Source organism: Sporolactobacillus sp. Y61 (assembly GCF_040529185.1).
In the GTDB taxonomy this organism is placed as follows: domain Bacteria; phylum Bacillota; class Bacilli; order Bacillales; family Sporolactobacillaceae; genus Sporolactobacillus.
In genome coordinates this window covers 2,424,770-2,440,973 of sequence record NZ_CP159510.1, presented here as the reverse complement: position 1 = coordinate 2,440,973, position 16,204 = coordinate 2,424,770, and the positions used below count along the sequence as shown (strand labels likewise).

Genomic DNA, 16,204 nt, shown 5'->3' with positions numbered 1-16,204 from the left:
TCATCATAAAGAAAAGTATTGTCTACAAGGAGGAATCTAAGTAAGATGGAAAGAACCTTTCTTATGATCAAACCCGATGCTGTCCGGCGAGGACTGATAGGACAAATTATCGCACGATTTGAAGCGAAGGGATTTAAAATGGTTGCGGGGAAACTGATGAACATATCTGATGAACTCGTCAGAAAGCATTATAAGGAACATGAAGGCCGTCCCTTCTATCAGGATCTGATCACTTTTATGACGTCCGGCCCCGTTTTTGCTATGGTATGGGAGGGGGATAATATTATCAAACTTTCCCGGTTAATGATGGGAACAACTGACCCGGAGGAAGCAACACCAGGTTCTATCCGTGGCGATTTTGCGACAAAGGTTAACCGGAATGTCATTCATGGATCCGATTCTTCGGAAAGTGCATCACGTGAAATCCATCTGTTCTTCTCTGAAAAAGAACTTGTTACATACTGAATCTGCAGGTGATACGGAATGAAACAGGCGGCAGATCCGGATTATGAACAGTTTAAAAACCTTTTCTTGCAACTTACGGGTATAAACCTGGTGTACTATAAAGAAGAACAGATGCGCAGACGTTTAAGTACATTGCGGGCAAAAAGGGGGTTTTCTTCTTTTGTCCGCTACTTTTATGCATTACAGCAATCGGAAAAGCTGCTTAATGAATGTCTGAACCGGATAACGATCAATGTCACAGAATTTTTCAGGAATCGTCCGCGCTGGGCAGTGCTTGAACAGAGAATAAGCAGGCTGGCAGCTGAACGGTCGAGATTAAATGTCTGGAGTGCAGCCTGTTCTACAGGCGAAGAAGCCTATTCTCTCGTCATACTGCTTAAGAAGTATTTACCGGATCATGCATTTCATATTACTGCTACAGACATTGACCGTGACGTTTTACAAAAAGCGTCGGAGGGACAGTATCCGTCTACTGCTTTAAAGGAACTGTCTGCAAAAGAACGCAGGGCCTATTTCACGCAGAACGGTATGACCTGTACAGTAAATCATTCGATGAAAAAATCCATCCGCTTTTATCAGAATAATCTGCTGAGTGACCCGGCTCCGGGTACATTCGATCTTATCGTCTGCCGCAACGTACTGATTTACTTCACGGAGGAAGGAAAAAGGCTCATCTATCCTAAACTGAGTGGTGCACTCCGTAAGGATGGCCTTCTTTTTGTCGGAAGCACAGAGCAGATATTCCATCCCGAACACTATTTATTGCGTCCGGCGGAAACGTTCTTCTATGAAAAGATGCAGTGACAGACGCGCCTTCTGTAAAGCCATGATACATCTTTCATATTGACAGATCAGAATCAATTGACTATGATGAGATTACACTTTGAAAAGTTTCAATGCCGGACAGTATCGGAGGATACCGTCGACAGAGTAAGATCAGAAGAGAATGAGCTTAGTTGAGCAGAGTTGAGGGTGAATATGAACGATAATGATACCCGCAGGCACTCTGTCTGCGGGTTTTAATATGATCAGCAGGCATAAATGAATGTTCTATGTTTCGCCTCTCAATAACCTCACAATGCTCATTCCTCATAAAAAAAAGAGGAGTGGGAGCATGTTTCAGGAAAAACTTAAGGATCTGGCGGAAGGACGGACACTGACAGCGGGGAAGCAGAAGAGATGATGAGTGAACTCATGGAAGGGAAGGCATCATCTGATCAGATTGCCGGATTTCTTTCTATGCTGAGTCTGCGCGGTGAAACGACAGATGAACTGACCGGGTGTGTCAGAGGCATGAGAAAGCATGCCAGGCACCTGCACTACAATAAGGAATTGCTTGATATCGTTGGGACAGGCGGTGACGGAACAGCGACCTTTAATATCTCTACAGCAAGCGCCATTCTTGCTTCATCGCTCGGTGTGAATGTAGCTAAGCACGGCAATCGTTCGGTTTCATCAACAAGCGGAGCAGCAGATGTTCTTGAAGCGCTGGGTATATCCGTCCAGGCTGCTCCGGAAGAAGCGGCCGGACTGCTTGACCGGACGCATATGTGTTTTCTTTTTGCTCCACTTTATCATGCTTCGATGAAGTATGCTGTCGGGCCGCGAAAGGCGCTGGGTTTCCGGACAATATTCAATTTACTTGGTCCCCTGACGAATCCGGCGGGTCCAGGGCGTCAGCTGCTGGGTGTTTACAGCAGAGACGCAGCCAAAGCCTATGCGGATGCGATCATTCATCTTGGATCAACACGTACCCTGGTTGTTACCGGAGAGGATGGCATGGATGAATTGACGATTGGTGGTCGCACGAACGGTTTCCTGATCGAAGGAAATACCGCAAGTCCTTTTACACTGACGCCTGAAGATGTCGGTCTGAAACGTGGTCATCTGGATGAGATCAAAGTCAACAATCCGGAAGAAAGTGCGAGGCTGATTGAAGCTGTACTGTCCGGGAACACAGATAACCAGTCGGCAGTAAATGCGATTTTGCTGAACACCGGAGCGGCTCTTTTTGTTGCCGGCGAGACTGCTTCAATTGCAGAAGGTGTGCATGAAGCTGCTGAAGCGATTGATTCAGGAAAAGGCATGAAACAGCTTGATCTTCTGCGTCATGAAGCAGGTGTGACCACTCATGCATGAAGATTTTCTGGGAAAGATTATGACAACCAAAAAAGAAGAGCTGTCCCGGTTTCAAATGCCGGAGAGGTTAATCAGACGAAAGAAGCGTTCACTGAAAAAGGCACTCGGTCATCCGCGGCATGCCCTCGGATTAATTGCCGAAGTCAAACAGGCCTCTCCTTCAAAAGGCTTTTTCAGAAAGCAGCTCGATCCGGACGCAATCGCAAGATCCTATGAACAGGCGGGTGCGGATGCCATCAGTGTGCTGACAGATCAAACGTATTTTCATGGTTCGCTGGAGAATCTGGTCAAAGTCGTACAATCCGTTTCACTTCCTGTTCTGAGAAAGGATTTCATCATCGATGACCGGCAGATTGAGGAAGCGGACCGTGCCGGGGCAGATGCCATTTTATTAATTGCTGCCGCACTTGATCCGAACCAATTGCATGAGTTTTATCTGGCTGCACAGGAACGTCATATTGAATGTCTGGTAGAGGTGCATCGGCCGGAGGAGGCAGATGCTGTTCTGTCCCTTTTCACACCGGAGATAATGGGTGCTAATAACCGTAATTTGAAAACATTCAAAACGGATCTTACCGTGACGGAGCAAATCCGCAAACTGATTCCAGATGATGTGATTTTCATTGCTGAATCCGGTGTACGACGGGCAGATGATGTAAACTATCTGAAAATGTGTGGTGCGGATGCCGCCCTTGTCGGAGAAACTCTAATCCGTGCCCATTCGCCATCTGATAAAATTCGTGATCTGTTCGGCGGGGAAGTGAGCGACATTGCGCCCTCTACTTAAATATTGTGGCAATCATTCATTCAGCGACCTGAAATGTTCAGTGCAAAGCCGGGCAGATTTTATAGGTTTTATTTTTACGGTAAGAAGTGAAAGAGTAGTACAGGCGCCGGAAGTGTCACGCTGGCTGAAAGAACTGGGTGATAGCGGCGGGAAGAAGCTGGTTGGCGTATTTGCTGATGATTCTATAGAAAAGATTTCAGACGTGCTCGGATATGTAGCATTGGATGTGATCCAGCTGCATGGTCATGAATCTCCGCGGGAAACCGCTGATATACGCAGAACGACTGGCGTAAGCGTCTGGAAAACCATCCATCACGGACCGGATACAGTAGAAATGATGCATTCGTACAGTGGAATGGTCGACGGATTTGTGATCGATACAAAAGTGAAGGGTATGATGGGCGGAACCGGAAAAACATTTGACTGGAACAGTGTCCCTGCTTATGAAGCTGAAGCAAAAGAACAACATGTTCCCTGTCTGATTGCCGGAGGTGTCAAGCCGGAAAATATCCAACATCTTCTTGCTTTCCAGCCTTCGGGGATTGACATCTCATCCGGTATAGAAAGCCATTTTCGGAAAGACTGTCATCTGATGCGGAAAATCGAAGAAAAGGTGTGGATAAACGATGCTCAAACAGCCTCAGACTGAGACAATGAAGCCAATAAACAGGAAGGGCCGTTATGGAAAATTCGGCGGCCAGTATGTACCGGAAACATTAATGCATGCGCTGCTGGAACTGGAGAAGGGGTTTAACGAGGCGATTCATGACTCGCACTTTCTGGAAAAATACCATCAGATTCTTCAGGAATACTCGGGGCGTCCCACTCCCGTTACCCTGTGCCGGAGGCTGAGTGCTGCAACAGGTGGTGCAAAAATCTATTTAAAGAGAGAAGACCTCAACCACACCGGTGCTCATAAAATAAATAACGCAGTTGGTCAGGCACTCCTGGCGAGGAGGATGGGAAAGAAAAATATGATCGCTGAAACCGGAGCAGGTCAGCACGGTGTGGCTACAGCTACAGTGGCTGCCTATTTCGGAATGCCCTGTAAAGTATTTATGGGTGCGACAGATGTAGAAAGACAGGCATTGAATGTTTTCAGAATGAGACTGCTTGGAGCTGAAGTCGTATCCGTTTCAAATGGGAATGGAACCTTGAAGGACGCAATCAATGAAGCACTGAGATACTGGGCTGCTCATGTCGAAGATACGGCGTACATTGACGGCTCAGTTGTCGGTCCGCACCCTTATCCGATGATTGTTCGTGATTTTCAGCGGATTATCGGTGATGAAGCCAGAAAGCAAATGATGGATATGACGGGCAGGCTCCCCGATGCAGCATGTGCCTGTGTAGGTGGAGGCAGCAATGCCATGGGGCTGTTTACCGCTTTTCTTAAAGATAAGGTTAAACTGTATGGAGCAGAAGCCGGCGGAAAAGGTACGGAAACAGGAGAACATGCAGCGACCCTGACAAAGGGCAGTTTAGGTGTTATACACGGGGCGATGACTTATCTCCTTCAGGATAAGAACGGGCAGATCACTGAACCTTATTCCATATCTGCAGGGCTTGATTATCCCGGAATCGGTCCGGAGCATGCCTTTCTGAGGGATTCCGGGCGGGCTCATTATGAGGCAATTACAGATGATGAAGCGATCGATGCACTGCTGAAGCTGAGTAAATACGAAGGTATTCTTCCGGCAATTGAAAGTGCACATGGCCTTGCGCTCGCCATGAAAGTGGCCAGAAAGATGGACAGATCTCAGTCAATACTGGTCTGCCTGTCGGGGCGTGGGGATAAAGATGTTCATACCGTATGGCATGTACTTGAAAAAAGAAAATCGGAAAGGGGGCTGGAAGAATGAGCCGTATGAACGAATATGTGAATAAAGAAAGAGGCATGATGTTTATACCATTTATTACAACCGGTGATCCGAATGCGGAAGCCACAGTGGATCTGGCTTCTGTGCTTCAGGATTTCGGGGCAAGTGCATTGGAACTTGGTATACCCTATTCAGATCCGCTGGCTGACGGACCCGTGATTCAGTGGGCATCCAGACGGGCACTGGAGAATCACATGACCCTGCTAAAGGCTTTGCGTCTTGTTAAACGGATGCGTGAAAGCGGAGTGAAGATTCCGGTCATTATCTTTACTTACGTCAATCCTCTGCTTCAGCTGGGTACTGAAACGTTCTTTCATGAAGCAAAAGAGAACGGGGTTGATGGATTGCTTGTACCAGATCTTCCGTTTGAAGAAAGCCATGAACTGTCGGAACAGTGCCGGGTACACCAAATAAGCCTGATTTCACTCGTCGCCCCAACGACATCGGATCAGCGTCTGACTGCCATCTGCCAGGCTGCACAGGGATTTATTTATTGTGTTTCATCCCTTGGTGTGACCGGGGTACGCAGCCACTTTCACCCCGATATCTTTCCCTTTCTGGAACGTGTCCGGGCAGCTTCCAGCCTTCCCATTGCCGTAGGATTCGGCATTTCCTCCAGGGCTCAGGTCGATGAACTCAGAAATTATGCCGATGGGTTCATCGTCGGCAGCGCTATTGTATCTCAGATAGAGAAAAGAGCAGATGGGCTGCGCAGCGAAAACCGCAAGGAAGCTCTGGATGAGATTAAACATTATCTGCAGGATACGCTGCCGGCAGCAGAACAAGTTGCGGGCAGAAGGACCGTTTGAAAACGGCCGATCATTTAAAAATTTCTAAGCAGCCTTGTACACGTGAGGCTGCTTTTCCTGTTATTTCAGTCTGTACCTGGATCGCACTGTATAAACGGTTCCTGTGAACATATGAAGTTCGGAAATTCTTCTCGATTTACAGGGCTCACTTCTTGATGTCCGGCCTGTCATTGACTAATATGATAGTAGGAGAACATGTGTCCAGGCTGACGCGCAGGGGGTTCAGGATCAATGAATAAATTGGAAACAGCAAACGCTTTGCTGGAGAGCGGACAGACTGACGAAGGATTAAAAGTCCTTCGTGAACTGATTCAGCATGGAGATGATGACACTTTATATGGAGCCGCGGCCATCTTTCATGATTATGGCTTTCAGGATGAGGCATTAAAGGTTTACAGCATGCTGCTCGGAAGATATCCGAATGACAGCGATCTTCTCTTGCAGATATCGGATTTACTTATCGATCAGAATAAAGAAGACCGTGCCATCGAGTACCTGTCAAAAATTCATCCACTGGACGAAAATTACCTGAGCGCTCAGATGATGCTTGCTGATTTGTACCAGCAGGAAGGATTGGATGAGGTTGCCGAGAATAAACTCATTGGTGCACTCAAAATAGCACCCCATGAACCGGTTCTGCTTTTTGCCCTTGGAGAATTTTACCTGTCCATCGGCGATGCCGGAAAAGCGGTCCTTTATCTTGAAAAAGTACAAAACGAACCGAAGCTTGCTGATCAGAATGTATCCTTGAAACTGGCAGAGGCACTCAGCCTTTACGGCGAGTTTGAAAGGGCCCTGAAAGCCTATCGAAAGGGGCTGAAAAAGGAAAAAACACTGGACGGTCTTTTTGGATACGGTGTAACGGCTGCTAAAATTCATCATGATAAAACAGCGATAAAAGCGCTTGAAGAACTGAGAGGTCTGGATCCGGGATACAGCACACTCTATCCGGTTCTCGCCCATTCTTATGAACACGAAGGTCAACTCGACAAGGCTCTGAAAATTACAGAAGCAGGCCTTCAGTTTGATCAATACAATGACCGGTTATACCGGGAAGCAGGGGAACTTTCCATAAAGGTTCATCAGCGGGATAAAGCTGGCGAATTTTTTAAAAAGTGGTATGAGCTGGATCCGGAAAATGTTGAGGCACTGACCAGACTTGTTGAATTAAAGTCTCAGGATGAGGATTACGACGGAATTATTGAACTTCTTGGCAAACAGGAACCGGACGATCCCATGTTGATCTGGTTTCTTGCAACGGCATATAACAAAACTGATGAACTGAAGAAGGCATGGAAATACTACCAGTTGAGTGCTGATTCTTTTTCCAATAATCCCGAATTTCTGGAAGAATACGGTGGCTATCTGAGAGATATGGGAAAAAGGAGGGAAGGATTGCAGGCTCTTGAAAAATCTGTCAGATTAAATCCTGAAAATCAGGAACTGGCCGATTTTATCGAGCGACTGAAGCAGGATGATTCATTGTAAAGGGCGAATAAATTTGTATCAGATCTTTCTGTCACTTTGCGAGACAATCAGAGGGGATGATCAAATGAATCAGATCGTATCGGTAACTCAGAAGAAGACGTTTATAAAGTGGTTGCTGGATCAAAAAGTGGTAAAAAACAGGGAAACGATCTGGCTGCTCAATTATGTAGCAGGTCATGATCAATTACTTGAACTGATACATTTTTCGGATAATCTGGCAGGTTGTAACAGAACGATCACTATTTCTACTGACAACCCAACTGGTGAAATTTTTACTTATGTTAAGCACCATGTTATTACCCACGATCCGGAAAAGACATTCCATGATTTGAGACTGAATCAGGAAGAGGCCGTGTTTATCAGAATGGAATGTCGATCCATACATGGATTGCCGGAATATATTGACGTGCTGGAGGATACCCCGGGCGTTCATCAATCAGTTCATGAGAAATATGGAGAAGCTGCCGAACACGTCGCAGGAGCTGCTGAAAAAGCCTGCGCTGAGAAAAGATTATATAAAGCAATTAATGAGACACTTGATCAGGGTGATAAAGAAGGGTTTTATCACCTTACAGCTAAGCTTCAAACTCTGAAAAAACATAAACACTGAGCCGGACAATTATTTATTATATCATCTGATGTAAGCGTATACAATATGGTGCACAGCTGTCGTTCGGTCTACTTGCTCCTGTCTTCTCATATAGTTGTACAAGGATTCCAGGGGAGGACAGGTTATGAAATCTGAACAGACAGCTTTTCTGTTTTGCCTGATACTGTTTCTGATATTCATTTCCGGATTTTATATTCCTGATGAAAAACAGAAGAAGACGGATAACGCAGAACTGATCGTGCTGTCGGATCGTATCTATCAATATACCGCCGCAAACCAAAACAGGATATCGAAAAATTTACTCGATCAGTATCATGTGGCACTTGCCGATAAAAGGCAGCAATTTGCTGAAGACGAGCGACGGGTTCTTGAGACCCTGTCCAGCCGTCTGAAACTTCTTCTTCGGAGTGACGTAAATAATAAGGAAGCTGAAGAAGCGGCACTGGCGTTACGGCTGGGTACTGATGCTTCTATCTCGAACAGTGATCCATTATGGAAAAACATGTATCCACGGATAGCACAGCTTATGAACACGATAAAAGAAGCGGTAGAAAATGACCGGGATCCGGCGGTTATCCGCAAAGAATTTAATCAATTTCTAAATGTTTATGACTCAGTTTATCCTTCACTTTACATTGACAGCACGAATGATAAGCTGATGACGACAGATGAACATATTGCCCAACTGTCGCAGGAGACATCGTCAAACATCAGTAAGAAGGAATGGCTTGCTAAAGTATCGGAAGTTGAAAAAGATTTAAATCAGATTTTTACTCGTGAAGAAAGCCTGCCTGAAAATCCCGGATCTGATCTATTGGTTTTCGTTTCCGGAGGAGCCCTGATTGCTGTTCTTACTTACGTATCCTGGAGAAAGTATCATGCAACAGTGGTACGTAGACAGAAGAGATGAACTTTTTAAACATTAAACGAAAAGTTTTTGACAAAACAGCAAAGTCTGACTAAAATTGACTTTATAGAGAGCTTGGAGGAATGTGCATGCTACAATATCTAATTTACATGGCCATCTTGCTGCTAATCCCTTTGTGGGCGCAGATGCGTGTCAAATCAACGTACAGCCGTTTCGCACAGGTAAGTAATTCGACCGGACTTACCGGTGCGCGAACAGCAAGAAAAATTCTGGATGAAAACGGGTTGTATGATGTCACTGTCAGAGAAGTTCAGGGAACACTGACCGACCATTATGATCCCCGTGATAAATCAGTCAATCTGTCAAGCGACATTTATCACAGCGCAACAATTTCCGGGACTGCAGTCGCCGCTCATGAAGTCGGGCATGCCATTCAGGATGCAAATGATTACACCTTTATGCGCGTGAGATCAGCTTTGGTTCCGGTTGCAAATCTGGGATCCAATCTATCCTATTTTCTGATTATCGCCGGGTTCCTGTTCGGAGCTATGCAACTCGCTACACTTGGCGTGATTTTCTTCGCTGCTGCTGTCTTGTTTCAGCTGGTCACACTGCCTGTAGAATTTGATGCCTCTGGCAGGGCTTTAAAACAGGTTGTGTCACTCGGAATCATACAGGAAGATGAACGGAGAGGGGCTAAGAAAGTTCTGTCCGCTGCAGCAATGACTTATGTAGCCGCAGCACTTGTCTCTGCGATGGAACTTATCCGTTTCATTCTTATGATTTTCCTGGCAAATAATCGCGAAAACTAAATGATGATTGTGAAACGGCCTGTACCATTCGGGAACAGGCTGTTTTTTTGTGCTTTAAGAAAGATTTTTTGTGGAAAAAGGGGCAGGGAAAATAATCCTCCGGCGGGGCCTCGCGACTTGTTATTTAGCACGTTTTTCTACATTGACTTTTTTTAAAACTGTATTAAAATGAAGTGGTTTGGGCGCATGCCCACGTGGTTCGAAACCATCCCACGTTTATCAAAAAACTAAGGAGGGATTAATAAATGAAAATCAGATTTATTGCAATTAATGCGCTGGTAGCAGCTGTGTATATTGTTCTCACTTTTGCTGTCCAGCCGGTTGCTTTTTATGCACTTCAGCTGCGACTCCCGGAAATGCTGAATCACCTGATCGCATTTAATAAGAAGTATTTTATCGGTATTGTCGTCGGCGTATTTATGGCTAATCTATTCTTTTCGCCTCTGCTTCCATATGATCTGATATTTGGTACCGGGCAATCCGTTGTGGCTCTTCTGATCTCAATCCTTTTGATTAGCAGGGTGAAGAACGTGGTAGCGAGAATGCTGATCAATACGGCTGTATTTTCCGTCACGATGTGCATTATTGCATGGGAACTGACATTGGCCGGTGTGACAGAAAATGTTCCTTTTCTTCTCAACTGGCTGACGCTTGCGGCTGGCGAAGCCATTGTCATGCTGGTTGGGACAGCTGTTTTCTATGCTGTCAATAAACGATTACACTTCGAAAAACAGATATAATCCAAAAAGTGCATTGATCTGATCGTCAAAAGTCAGATTTGTCTTTTATGCTCTTTATGCGGTGACGGAAATCCGAAAATTTGAACTGACCCCCTGAAGTTGGACAACAAAATTCAACTTCAGGGGGCTTTACAATGACCAAGTATTCCATTGATTTTAAGGTGAAAGTGTTTGGTGAGTATTTCGAAGGGATGGGATGTGCCTCATTGTGTTATAAGTGTCATATTCCATCTGATAAAACCGTTTTAAGCTGGGTGCATCGCTATCAGGCAAAAGGTATGGCAGGAATTAAAAGTTGTGATCAACGGCCGGAATATACCTGCAATTTTAAGCTGAAAGTATTACAACGAATGAGGGAGAACCATTCACCACTCAAAGTACAGCTCTTCATTTCAATATCTCTTCACCGTTTACGATCTATCAATGGGATCGACGGTTTGAAACAAGGGGGTGTGGATGGACTAAAAAATAAGCGAGGACGCCCGCCAATGGGGAAACATAAGCACCTGGACCGTACAGCCAGTAAGAACGACAAGGCCAAAAATCCGCTTCAGTCTGACGCGCAGCGGCTCAAGGATCTTGAATTGGAAAATGAGCTTTTCGGATTGAGAATGAATACTTAAAAAAACTAGATACCTTAGTTCACTAGAGAGCGCAACGCGAGCGGAACAAACGCAAATCGTTACGGAGCTAAGGCAGAACTACTCTCTGACCCATATTCTGCAGGTGGTGAAGCTGTCTAAGAGTGTGTACTACTACCAGCTCTATCGCAAACAACAGGATGAAGATGAGTGAGGGGCGAATCACTGCCGAAATTATGAATGTGAAACTGGATAATCCGGATTATGGCTATCGGCGTGTGATTCTGGACCTGAACAGCCGCCATTTCACGGTGAATCACAAAAAGGTTCAACGCATCATGAGAGCAGAAGGCCTTCAGTCGATGGCGTACACCAAACGGATCCGTAAATACAATTCTTATGAGGGGACCGTTGGTAAGATCGCTAAGAATCACCTGAAACGCCGGTTTATGACCGATCGTCCTTACCAGAAACTGTTCGCTGATGTATCGGAATTTCGATGGGGTCACCAAACCATCAAAGAACGGCTCTATCTTGAACCCATTATGGATCTCTATTCTGAGTAAGCGTCAAATAATCGACACCTTGCATAAATAATCCCCACCTGAATCAAGCTCAGATGATTCATATTATTTAACTACAACTTGAAGGATAGAAAAGTGGCCCTATTTCTCGCTGGTTCTATGTTCTTCCTGGATAAATTAGCTCAGGCTGCCACTTTGGTCAGCTGTTTCTGATAGTTGGACGGCAGTTTTTTCAGAAACCTTTCCATAATTTGATCCATGGCTTTCTCAGACAAAACGGGTTCATTCTCGAAGGCCTCCTGGAATAAGTCGATGAGTTGTCGGATCGCTTCGGTAAAGGTGATATCGGTGAGTTCATCGACCATGAGGTAGAACAGCTCACCCAGGGCCTGGTCGTCCTCCTGTTCGCGGTGTTGGTCCAGAAAAACGTCCGCACGTCCGAATAATCATTCGGGGAACCCCACCGAAAAACTGCAGGGCATGGATATGAGCGGTTATCCAGCTTGGTGTATCCATGGATAGAAATGCCTCGACGTAAGCATATTGACTACAAGGTAACACAGATATGAAAACGTAAGCAGGAATGGTCTGTCCGGTGATGAATCCTGAATTGAAGCAGTTTGACCTGCCCAATCCACTTCCATGGCTTCACCAGGCTGTCTTTTAATTCTCATGGTTGCTTTGGTCTTTATCACATAGCTGTTGTAAAAACGACAGAATTGCCGATAACTGTAAGGGATCTCCTTGTTTTGTCTGCACGTTTCTACATATTCATGCCAAAGTAATGACAGGGTCACTCCGCTTCGAGCCATTTCCTGGTGGAGATAGTTACAGTCCGGTGGACGTCTCATCTCAGATCGATGCTTTTCAGGAAAAAGAATACTCTGAAGTTCAGGATTATCCATTTCCTTATCCAGTGGCCATGAGACTCCTTTCTCTCCAGCCCGCCTCAGGACACTGCCAACGGTATTCTTCGAACATCCGCAGCTCGAAGCAATATGCCGATGGCTAAATCCCTGAGCAAGCAGCTTAAAACTGTGTCCAACTTTTGGGGCTCACATCAATTCCGGTTTTCTGACCACCGTTTTTTTTATGTTTTTTGCAAAGAAAAACAAGCCGCTGGCGTTGCCCGCGACTTGATGATAATCGGTATATTTTTACTTCAACTCTTGCTTATTTCAAACGCTCTTTCAGTTGACAGCGTTCGTTGAAAAAAGCTTTGTAACCGATCTGAACAAATAGAAGAACAGTCAGCGAGGCACCGCCGACAACACCCAGCATGATGGCAATTTGATATCGGATGGCTGACAAAGGAGAAGCACCTGCAATAATTTGTCCTGTCATCATACCTGGAAGAAAGACAATACCCATGCCAACCATCGAATTGATGGTCGGAAGCATGGCGCTGTCGAAGGCCTGATTGATAATCGGACGTGCGGCTTCCTTTGGCGTTGCTCCGAGCATAAGAGCAGATTCAACCATCTTTCTCTTTGTGCGCATTCCATCCAGTAAGGTGTTTACACCCAGTGAAACGCCTGTCATTGTATTACCGATGATCATCCCCCGATTGGGATCACAAATCTCGGATTATACCAGGGAGAGACACTGAGTGTAACAAGAACGAAGTAGGCCAGTGTGCCAACGACACCGATACTCATTGAAAGTGCTATTTTTTTCTTTAATTCCCGATCGAGCGGATCATTTACGCGCCGGTAAATATTGTAGATGGCGAATACCAGCATGAAAATCAGAATCAGGATCGTAAACAGGGGATTTGCATGACCGAATATGTATGCAAGGATATAGCCAATAATCATCAGCTGAATAGTCATTCGGATTGTGGCAATCAAAATTTCTTTTTCCCGTGGAATTTTTCTGATCCTGACGATGATCAGAAGTACAATAATAAAGACATAGGCAGAACCAAGCTGCCAGAGCGGCAGATCATTACCGTTCAACTGTTCCACCTTCCTTAATCACGTGCCCATTTTCAATTTCAATGACCTGTTCAGCAAATTCCCGGACGACTGCGGAAGAATGAGTCACCATAATCAACGTACTCTTACTGGCTTTCACATGATCGACGACCTTTTGCAGAACAAAGGCAGTTGTCTCTTCATCCAGGGCTGATGATGGTTCATCAAGCAGAAGGATCGGGGGATTAATCAGCAAAATTCTTGCCAGGGATACGCGCTGTGCTTCGCCGCCCGACAAGGAATCACTGTCGTCATCCAGAGACTTGTGTAACCTGACCATATCAAGTAATTCTTTCAGGCGACTGTCTGAAACAGGAGGCATATCTGAAAACTTAAGGCCGATCAGGAGATTCTCCCTCACATCTCCCGGAAACATAACAGGAGTCTGAGACATCATGACAATCCGTCGTCTGAGTTCAATCGGGTTCCATGCATCAATTGATTTTCCAAGTACCTCAATCGTTCCATATTCGGGGCTGATCATGTTATCGATCATTTTCAGAAGTGTTGACTTTCCACTTCCGCTTTCCCCGATGATACAGGTAACCACACCGGAACTTATCGATAACCGGTCGATTGAAAGGATATTTTTATAACGCAAATTCTTGATGTTAACAACAGGTAACGTACACAATGCAACTCATCCTTTTGGTTTAATTTTCCATAAATAATCTGCGATCAGCTGATCGACAGCCGGATTCTCATGAAGTTTGCTGTGCTGTGCATTTCTTCCATAAATAATCTTTTCAGAGTAATATTTCGGATTGAAAAAATACTTTCCGAAGAACGCACTCTGAAGACGCACAACGCCGTCACTCTCGGTATGACGATTGTTCACACCGGCAATCGCAAGAACATGGAGATCATGGGGAATTCGTGCACGATATTTATAAAGTGCACTATTCGATTTTAATTGGCCGAGCGAAAAATCTGTTTTATTCGGGCCACCGATCCAGTCGAAAGGAGCAGCAATAGCGACAAACTTCTCCGTTTTGGGATATGCATTTGGATTCCTGGCGGTCTCAAGGTAGCAGGTAAAAGCTTTTCCGCCCATGGAATGAGAGACAACGTTCATTCTGTCAATCCCTTTGGCTTTCAGAACGCGAAAGGCTGAACGCAGCCATATACCCTGCTGCTCCATCGAGGCATGATTGTCGGTGAACAGGATCTGAATCAGCGGGATCCGCTTATTTTTCATATTTCCACTGACGGTAACCGAGCTGTCCGGATCGATCCGGACAACAAATGCCCGTTCCGGTCCATGATAATGAGCAGAGAATCGGTTGAACATGGTTTGGAAAGAACGCTCTGAACCTTTCCATCCATGAATAAAAACGGTGGGTATCTCCTGATTGTACGCCTTGACCTCAGACTGAGACGCAGCATATTCCGGATCGGATAGCCGCGTCTTATCAACGATCTCCACTATTACAAAAACACTGAACAGACTTAAAATAAGAATGGCAAAAACATATGAAAATTGCCTCCCTGTAAACACTTTTCTGTCTTCATCCTCTTCTCTCTATATTTTCAAAGAAATTAAATTTAGCATATCTCAAAATCGTGATTTTTAAAACCCTCAATTTCTATGATTCCGTTGACAGATGAAGCTCAAGTACTATAATGAACCATACACTAAAAATTTAAAATATAGAAAGAAAACAGAAAGGAAGTTTACACATGGTGGAAAAAACAGAAGAATTAGCACAGGATCTCTATCAGGCTTATCAAACAGGAAGGGCACTTCGGTGGGAGGACTATCGTCAATCCGGGCTCGATCCTGAAAGTGCCTATGATGTGCAGCATGCCTTTAACAGCCGGAAGGGAGAAGCTGTTAAAGGATATAAAATCAGTCTGACCAGTAAACAGACACAGGATATGTTTCATTCTGATTCGCCGCTTTATGGGCAGATTGTTGCATCGGCTGTGCTGAATGATGGTACTGAACTTTCCCTTTCTGAATTGAACGAACCCTTGCTTGAACTTGAACTGGAATTTACAGCTGAGGAAGATTTGTCTGATGATGACGATGAAGAAACACTGCTGAAAAAAACAAGTATCGCACCGGGGATCGAAGTCCCTGATTCTCGCTTCAAAGACTGGTTTCCGAAATTACCACTGGAACTGGTTATCTCAGACAGTGCAGTCTGCGGACGGGTTGTCGTCGGACCGAAAGCGCCTGAACTAACGGTGGATCAGTTGTCTGATATACATACGTCCGCTACGTTCAATGGTCAGCCATTCATGACCGGTGTTTCTTCCGAAGTGCTTGGGAACCCGGTGAAAGCTTTGAAATGGCTTGTAACCAGACTGGCACGCGAAGGGAAAAAAGTGACAAAAGGCACGACAGTGTCTACCGGGACATTCTGCCTTCCTGAGAAACTTAAGAAAGGTGACTATGTCGCAACATTTGACCACGGTGTTGGCACAGTAACCCTTCATGTCAGGTAATTCATAGATGACGATGCGACCTCCCGAAAAACTGACATCAGAAGTCATGATATAATAATGAACGATAGATGAGC

General features: G+C 45.2%; 17 protein-coding genes and 2 pseudogenes. 15 read left to right on the top strand and 4 right to left on the bottom strand.

Features of this window, described 5'->3' with window-relative positions:
• Nucleotides 1-45 precede the first annotated feature (45 nt).
• From ndk to ABNN70_RS11460, 14 genes and pseudogenes are all read left to right on the top strand, one after another.
• Nucleotides 46-465, top strand: a complete 420-nt coding sequence (gene ndk, locus ABNN70_RS11525) for a nucleoside-diphosphate kinase (protein ID WP_129928952.1) — start codon at nucleotides 46-48, stop codon at nucleotides 463-465.
• An 18-nt stretch (nucleotides 466-483) separates the two neighbouring features.
• Nucleotides 484-1,269 (top strand): protein-glutamate O-methyltransferase CheR, encoded by a 786-nt coding sequence (locus ABNN70_RS11520; protein ID WP_353947876.1) that lies wholly within the window; start codon nucleotides 484-486, stop codon nucleotides 1,267-1,269.
• Between the two features lie 310 nt (nucleotides 1,270-1,579).
• Nucleotides 1,580-2,604, top strand: a pseudogene (trpD, locus tag ABNN70_RS11515) (anthranilate phosphoribosyltransferase).
• A complete protein-coding gene (gene trpC, locus ABNN70_RS11510) occupies nucleotides 2,597-3,391 on the top strand; it encodes an indole-3-glycerol phosphate synthase TrpC (protein WP_353947875.1) in 795 nt (264 codons plus the stop codon). Before trpD ends, trpC begins: the two are co-directional and overlap by 8 nt.
• Before the next feature lie 40 nt (nucleotides 3,392-3,431).
• Nucleotides 3,432-4,040: a phosphoribosylanthranilate isomerase gene (locus ABNN70_RS11505; RefSeq protein WP_353949426.1), complete on the top strand. Its 609-nt coding sequence runs from the start codon at nucleotides 3,432-3,434 to the stop codon at nucleotides 4,038-4,040.
• Nucleotides 4,018-5,253, top strand: coding sequence for a tryptophan synthase subunit beta (gene trpB, locus ABNN70_RS11500; protein WP_129928957.1), 1,236 nt, complete (start codon nucleotides 4,018-4,020; stop codon nucleotides 5,251-5,253). Before ABNN70_RS11505 ends, trpB begins: the two co-directional genes overlap by 23 nt.
• A gap of 5 nt (nucleotides 5,254-5,258) precedes the next feature.
• Complete coding sequence (gene trpA, locus ABNN70_RS11495; RefSeq protein WP_353949425.1) at nucleotides 5,259-6,080, top strand: tryptophan synthase subunit alpha; 822 nt, start codon at nucleotides 5,259-5,261, stop codon at nucleotides 6,078-6,080.
• A gap of 231 nt (nucleotides 6,081-6,311) precedes the next feature.
• Nucleotides 6,312-7,568 carry a hypothetical protein gene (locus ABNN70_RS11490; RefSeq protein ID WP_353947874.1) on the top strand — a complete coding sequence of 419 codons (1,257 nt, stop codon included), beginning with the start codon at nucleotides 6,312-6,314 and terminating at the stop codon, nucleotides 7,566-7,568.
• Between the two features lie 64 nt (nucleotides 7,569-7,632).
• A complete protein-coding gene (locus ABNN70_RS11485; protein WP_353947873.1) occupies nucleotides 7,633-8,178 on the top strand; it encodes a YpiB family protein in 546 nt (181 codons plus the stop codon).
• 124 nt (nucleotides 8,179-8,302) lie between these two features.
• A complete protein-coding gene (locus ABNN70_RS11480; protein WP_353947872.1) occupies nucleotides 8,303-9,088 on the top strand; it encodes a sporulation protein YpjB in 786 nt (261 codons plus the stop codon).
• An 86-nt stretch (nucleotides 9,089-9,174) separates the two neighbouring features.
• Nucleotides 9,175-9,858 carry a zinc metallopeptidase gene (locus tag ABNN70_RS11475; RefSeq protein WP_129928962.1) on the top strand — a complete coding sequence of 228 codons (684 nt, stop codon included), beginning with the start codon at nucleotides 9,175-9,177 and terminating at the stop codon, nucleotides 9,856-9,858.
• A 245-nt stretch (nucleotides 9,859-10,103) separates the two neighbouring features.
• On the top strand, nucleotides 10,104-10,598 hold the full coding sequence (locus ABNN70_RS11470) for a QueT transporter family protein (RefSeq protein ID WP_129928963.1): 495 nt from the start codon (nucleotides 10,104-10,106) through the stop codon (nucleotides 10,596-10,598).
• Between the two features lie 134 nt (nucleotides 10,599-10,732).
• Nucleotides 10,733-11,221 carry a transposase gene (locus tag ABNN70_RS11465; RefSeq protein WP_353947871.1) on the top strand — a complete coding sequence of 163 codons (489 nt, stop codon included), beginning with the start codon at nucleotides 10,733-10,735 and terminating at the stop codon, nucleotides 11,219-11,221.
• Nucleotides 11,222-11,385: 164 nt separating this feature from the next.
• Entirely contained in the window at nucleotides 11,386-11,745 is a 360-nt protein-coding gene (locus ABNN70_RS11460; protein WP_353947870.1) for an IS3 family transposase, read from the top strand.
• Nucleotides 11,746-11,885: 140 nt separating this feature from the next.
• On the opposite strand, the gene ABNN70_RS11455 is transcribed toward ABNN70_RS11460, so the two are convergent.
• The 4 genes and pseudogenes from ABNN70_RS11455 to ABNN70_RS11440 all read right to left on the bottom strand — a co-directional run bounded on the left by ABNN70_RS11455 (nucleotide 11,886) and on the right by ABNN70_RS11440 (nucleotide 15,177).
• Entirely contained in the window at nucleotides 11,886-12,068 is a 183-nt protein-coding gene (locus ABNN70_RS11455; protein WP_129928965.1) for a hypothetical protein, read from the bottom strand.
• Nucleotides 12,069-12,876: 808 nt separating this feature from the next.
• Nucleotides 12,877-13,661, bottom strand: a pseudogene (gene fetB, locus ABNN70_RS11450) (iron export ABC transporter permease subunit FetB).
• Nucleotides 13,651-14,313 (bottom strand): ATP-binding cassette domain-containing protein, encoded by a 663-nt coding sequence (locus tag ABNN70_RS11445; protein WP_353947869.1) that lies wholly within the window; start codon nucleotides 14,311-14,313, stop codon nucleotides 13,651-13,653. The pseudogene fetB and the gene ABNN70_RS11445 overlap by 11 nt, the downstream one beginning before the upstream one ends.
• Before the next feature lie 6 nt (nucleotides 14,314-14,319).
• Nucleotides 14,320-15,177, bottom strand: a complete 858-nt coding sequence (locus ABNN70_RS11440) for an alpha/beta hydrolase (RefSeq protein ID WP_353947868.1) — start codon at nucleotides 15,175-15,177, stop codon at nucleotides 14,320-14,322.
• 182 nt (nucleotides 15,178-15,359) lie between these two features.
• Between ABNN70_RS11440 and ABNN70_RS11435 the strand changes: the two genes are divergently transcribed.
• Nucleotides 15,360-16,130: a 2-keto-4-pentenoate hydratase gene (locus ABNN70_RS11435; protein ID WP_353947867.1), complete on the top strand. Its 771-nt coding sequence runs from the start codon at nucleotides 15,360-15,362 to the stop codon at nucleotides 16,128-16,130.
• Nucleotides 16,131-16,204 lie beyond the last annotated feature (74 nt).

Bases quoted from the DNA above. Each gene is read 5' to 3' on its own strand.
- ndk (WP_129928952.1), top strand. From the start codon at position 46: ATGGAAAGAACCTTTCTTATGATCAAACCCGATGCTGTCCGGCGAGGA.
- ABNN70_RS11520 (WP_353947876.1), top strand. From the start codon at position 484: ATGAAACAGGCGGCAGATCCGGATTATGAACAGTTTAAAAACCTTTTC.
- trpC (WP_353947875.1), top strand. From the start codon at position 2,597: ATGCATGAAGATTTTCTGGGAAAGATTATGACAACCAAAAAAGAAGAG.
- trpB (WP_129928957.1), top strand. From the start codon at position 4,018: ATGCTCAAACAGCCTCAGACTGAGACAATGAAGCCAATAAACAGGAAG.
- trpA (WP_353949425.1), top strand. From the start codon at position 5,259: ATGAACGAATATGTGAATAAAGAAAGAGGCATGATGTTTATACCATTT.
- ABNN70_RS11490 (WP_353947874.1), top strand. From the start codon at position 6,312: ATGAATAAATTGGAAACAGCAAACGCTTTGCTGGAGAGCGGACAGACT.
- ABNN70_RS11485 (WP_353947873.1), top strand. From the start codon at position 7,633: ATGAATCAGATCGTATCGGTAACTCAGAAGAAGACGTTTATAAAGTGG.
- ABNN70_RS11480 (WP_353947872.1), top strand. From the start codon at position 8,303: ATGAAATCTGAACAGACAGCTTTTCTGTTTTGCCTGATACTGTTTCTG.
- ABNN70_RS11475 (WP_129928962.1), top strand. From the start codon at position 9,175: ATGCTACAATATCTAATTTACATGGCCATCTTGCTGCTAATCCCTTTG.
- ABNN70_RS11470 (WP_129928963.1), top strand. From the start codon at position 10,104: ATGAAAATCAGATTTATTGCAATTAATGCGCTGGTAGCAGCTGTGTAT.
- ABNN70_RS11465 (WP_353947871.1), top strand. From the start codon at position 10,733: ATGACCAAGTATTCCATTGATTTTAAGGTGAAAGTGTTTGGTGAGTAT.
- ABNN70_RS11460 (WP_353947870.1), top strand. From the start codon at position 11,386: ATGAGTGAGGGGCGAATCACTGCCGAAATTATGAATGTGAAACTGGAT.
- ABNN70_RS11455 (WP_129928965.1), bottom strand. From the start codon at position 12,068: ATGGTCGATGAACTCACCGATATCACCTTTACCGAAGCGATCCGACAA.
- ABNN70_RS11435 (WP_353947867.1), top strand. From the start codon at position 15,360: ATGGTGGAAAAAACAGAAGAATTAGCACAGGATCTCTATCAGGCTTAT.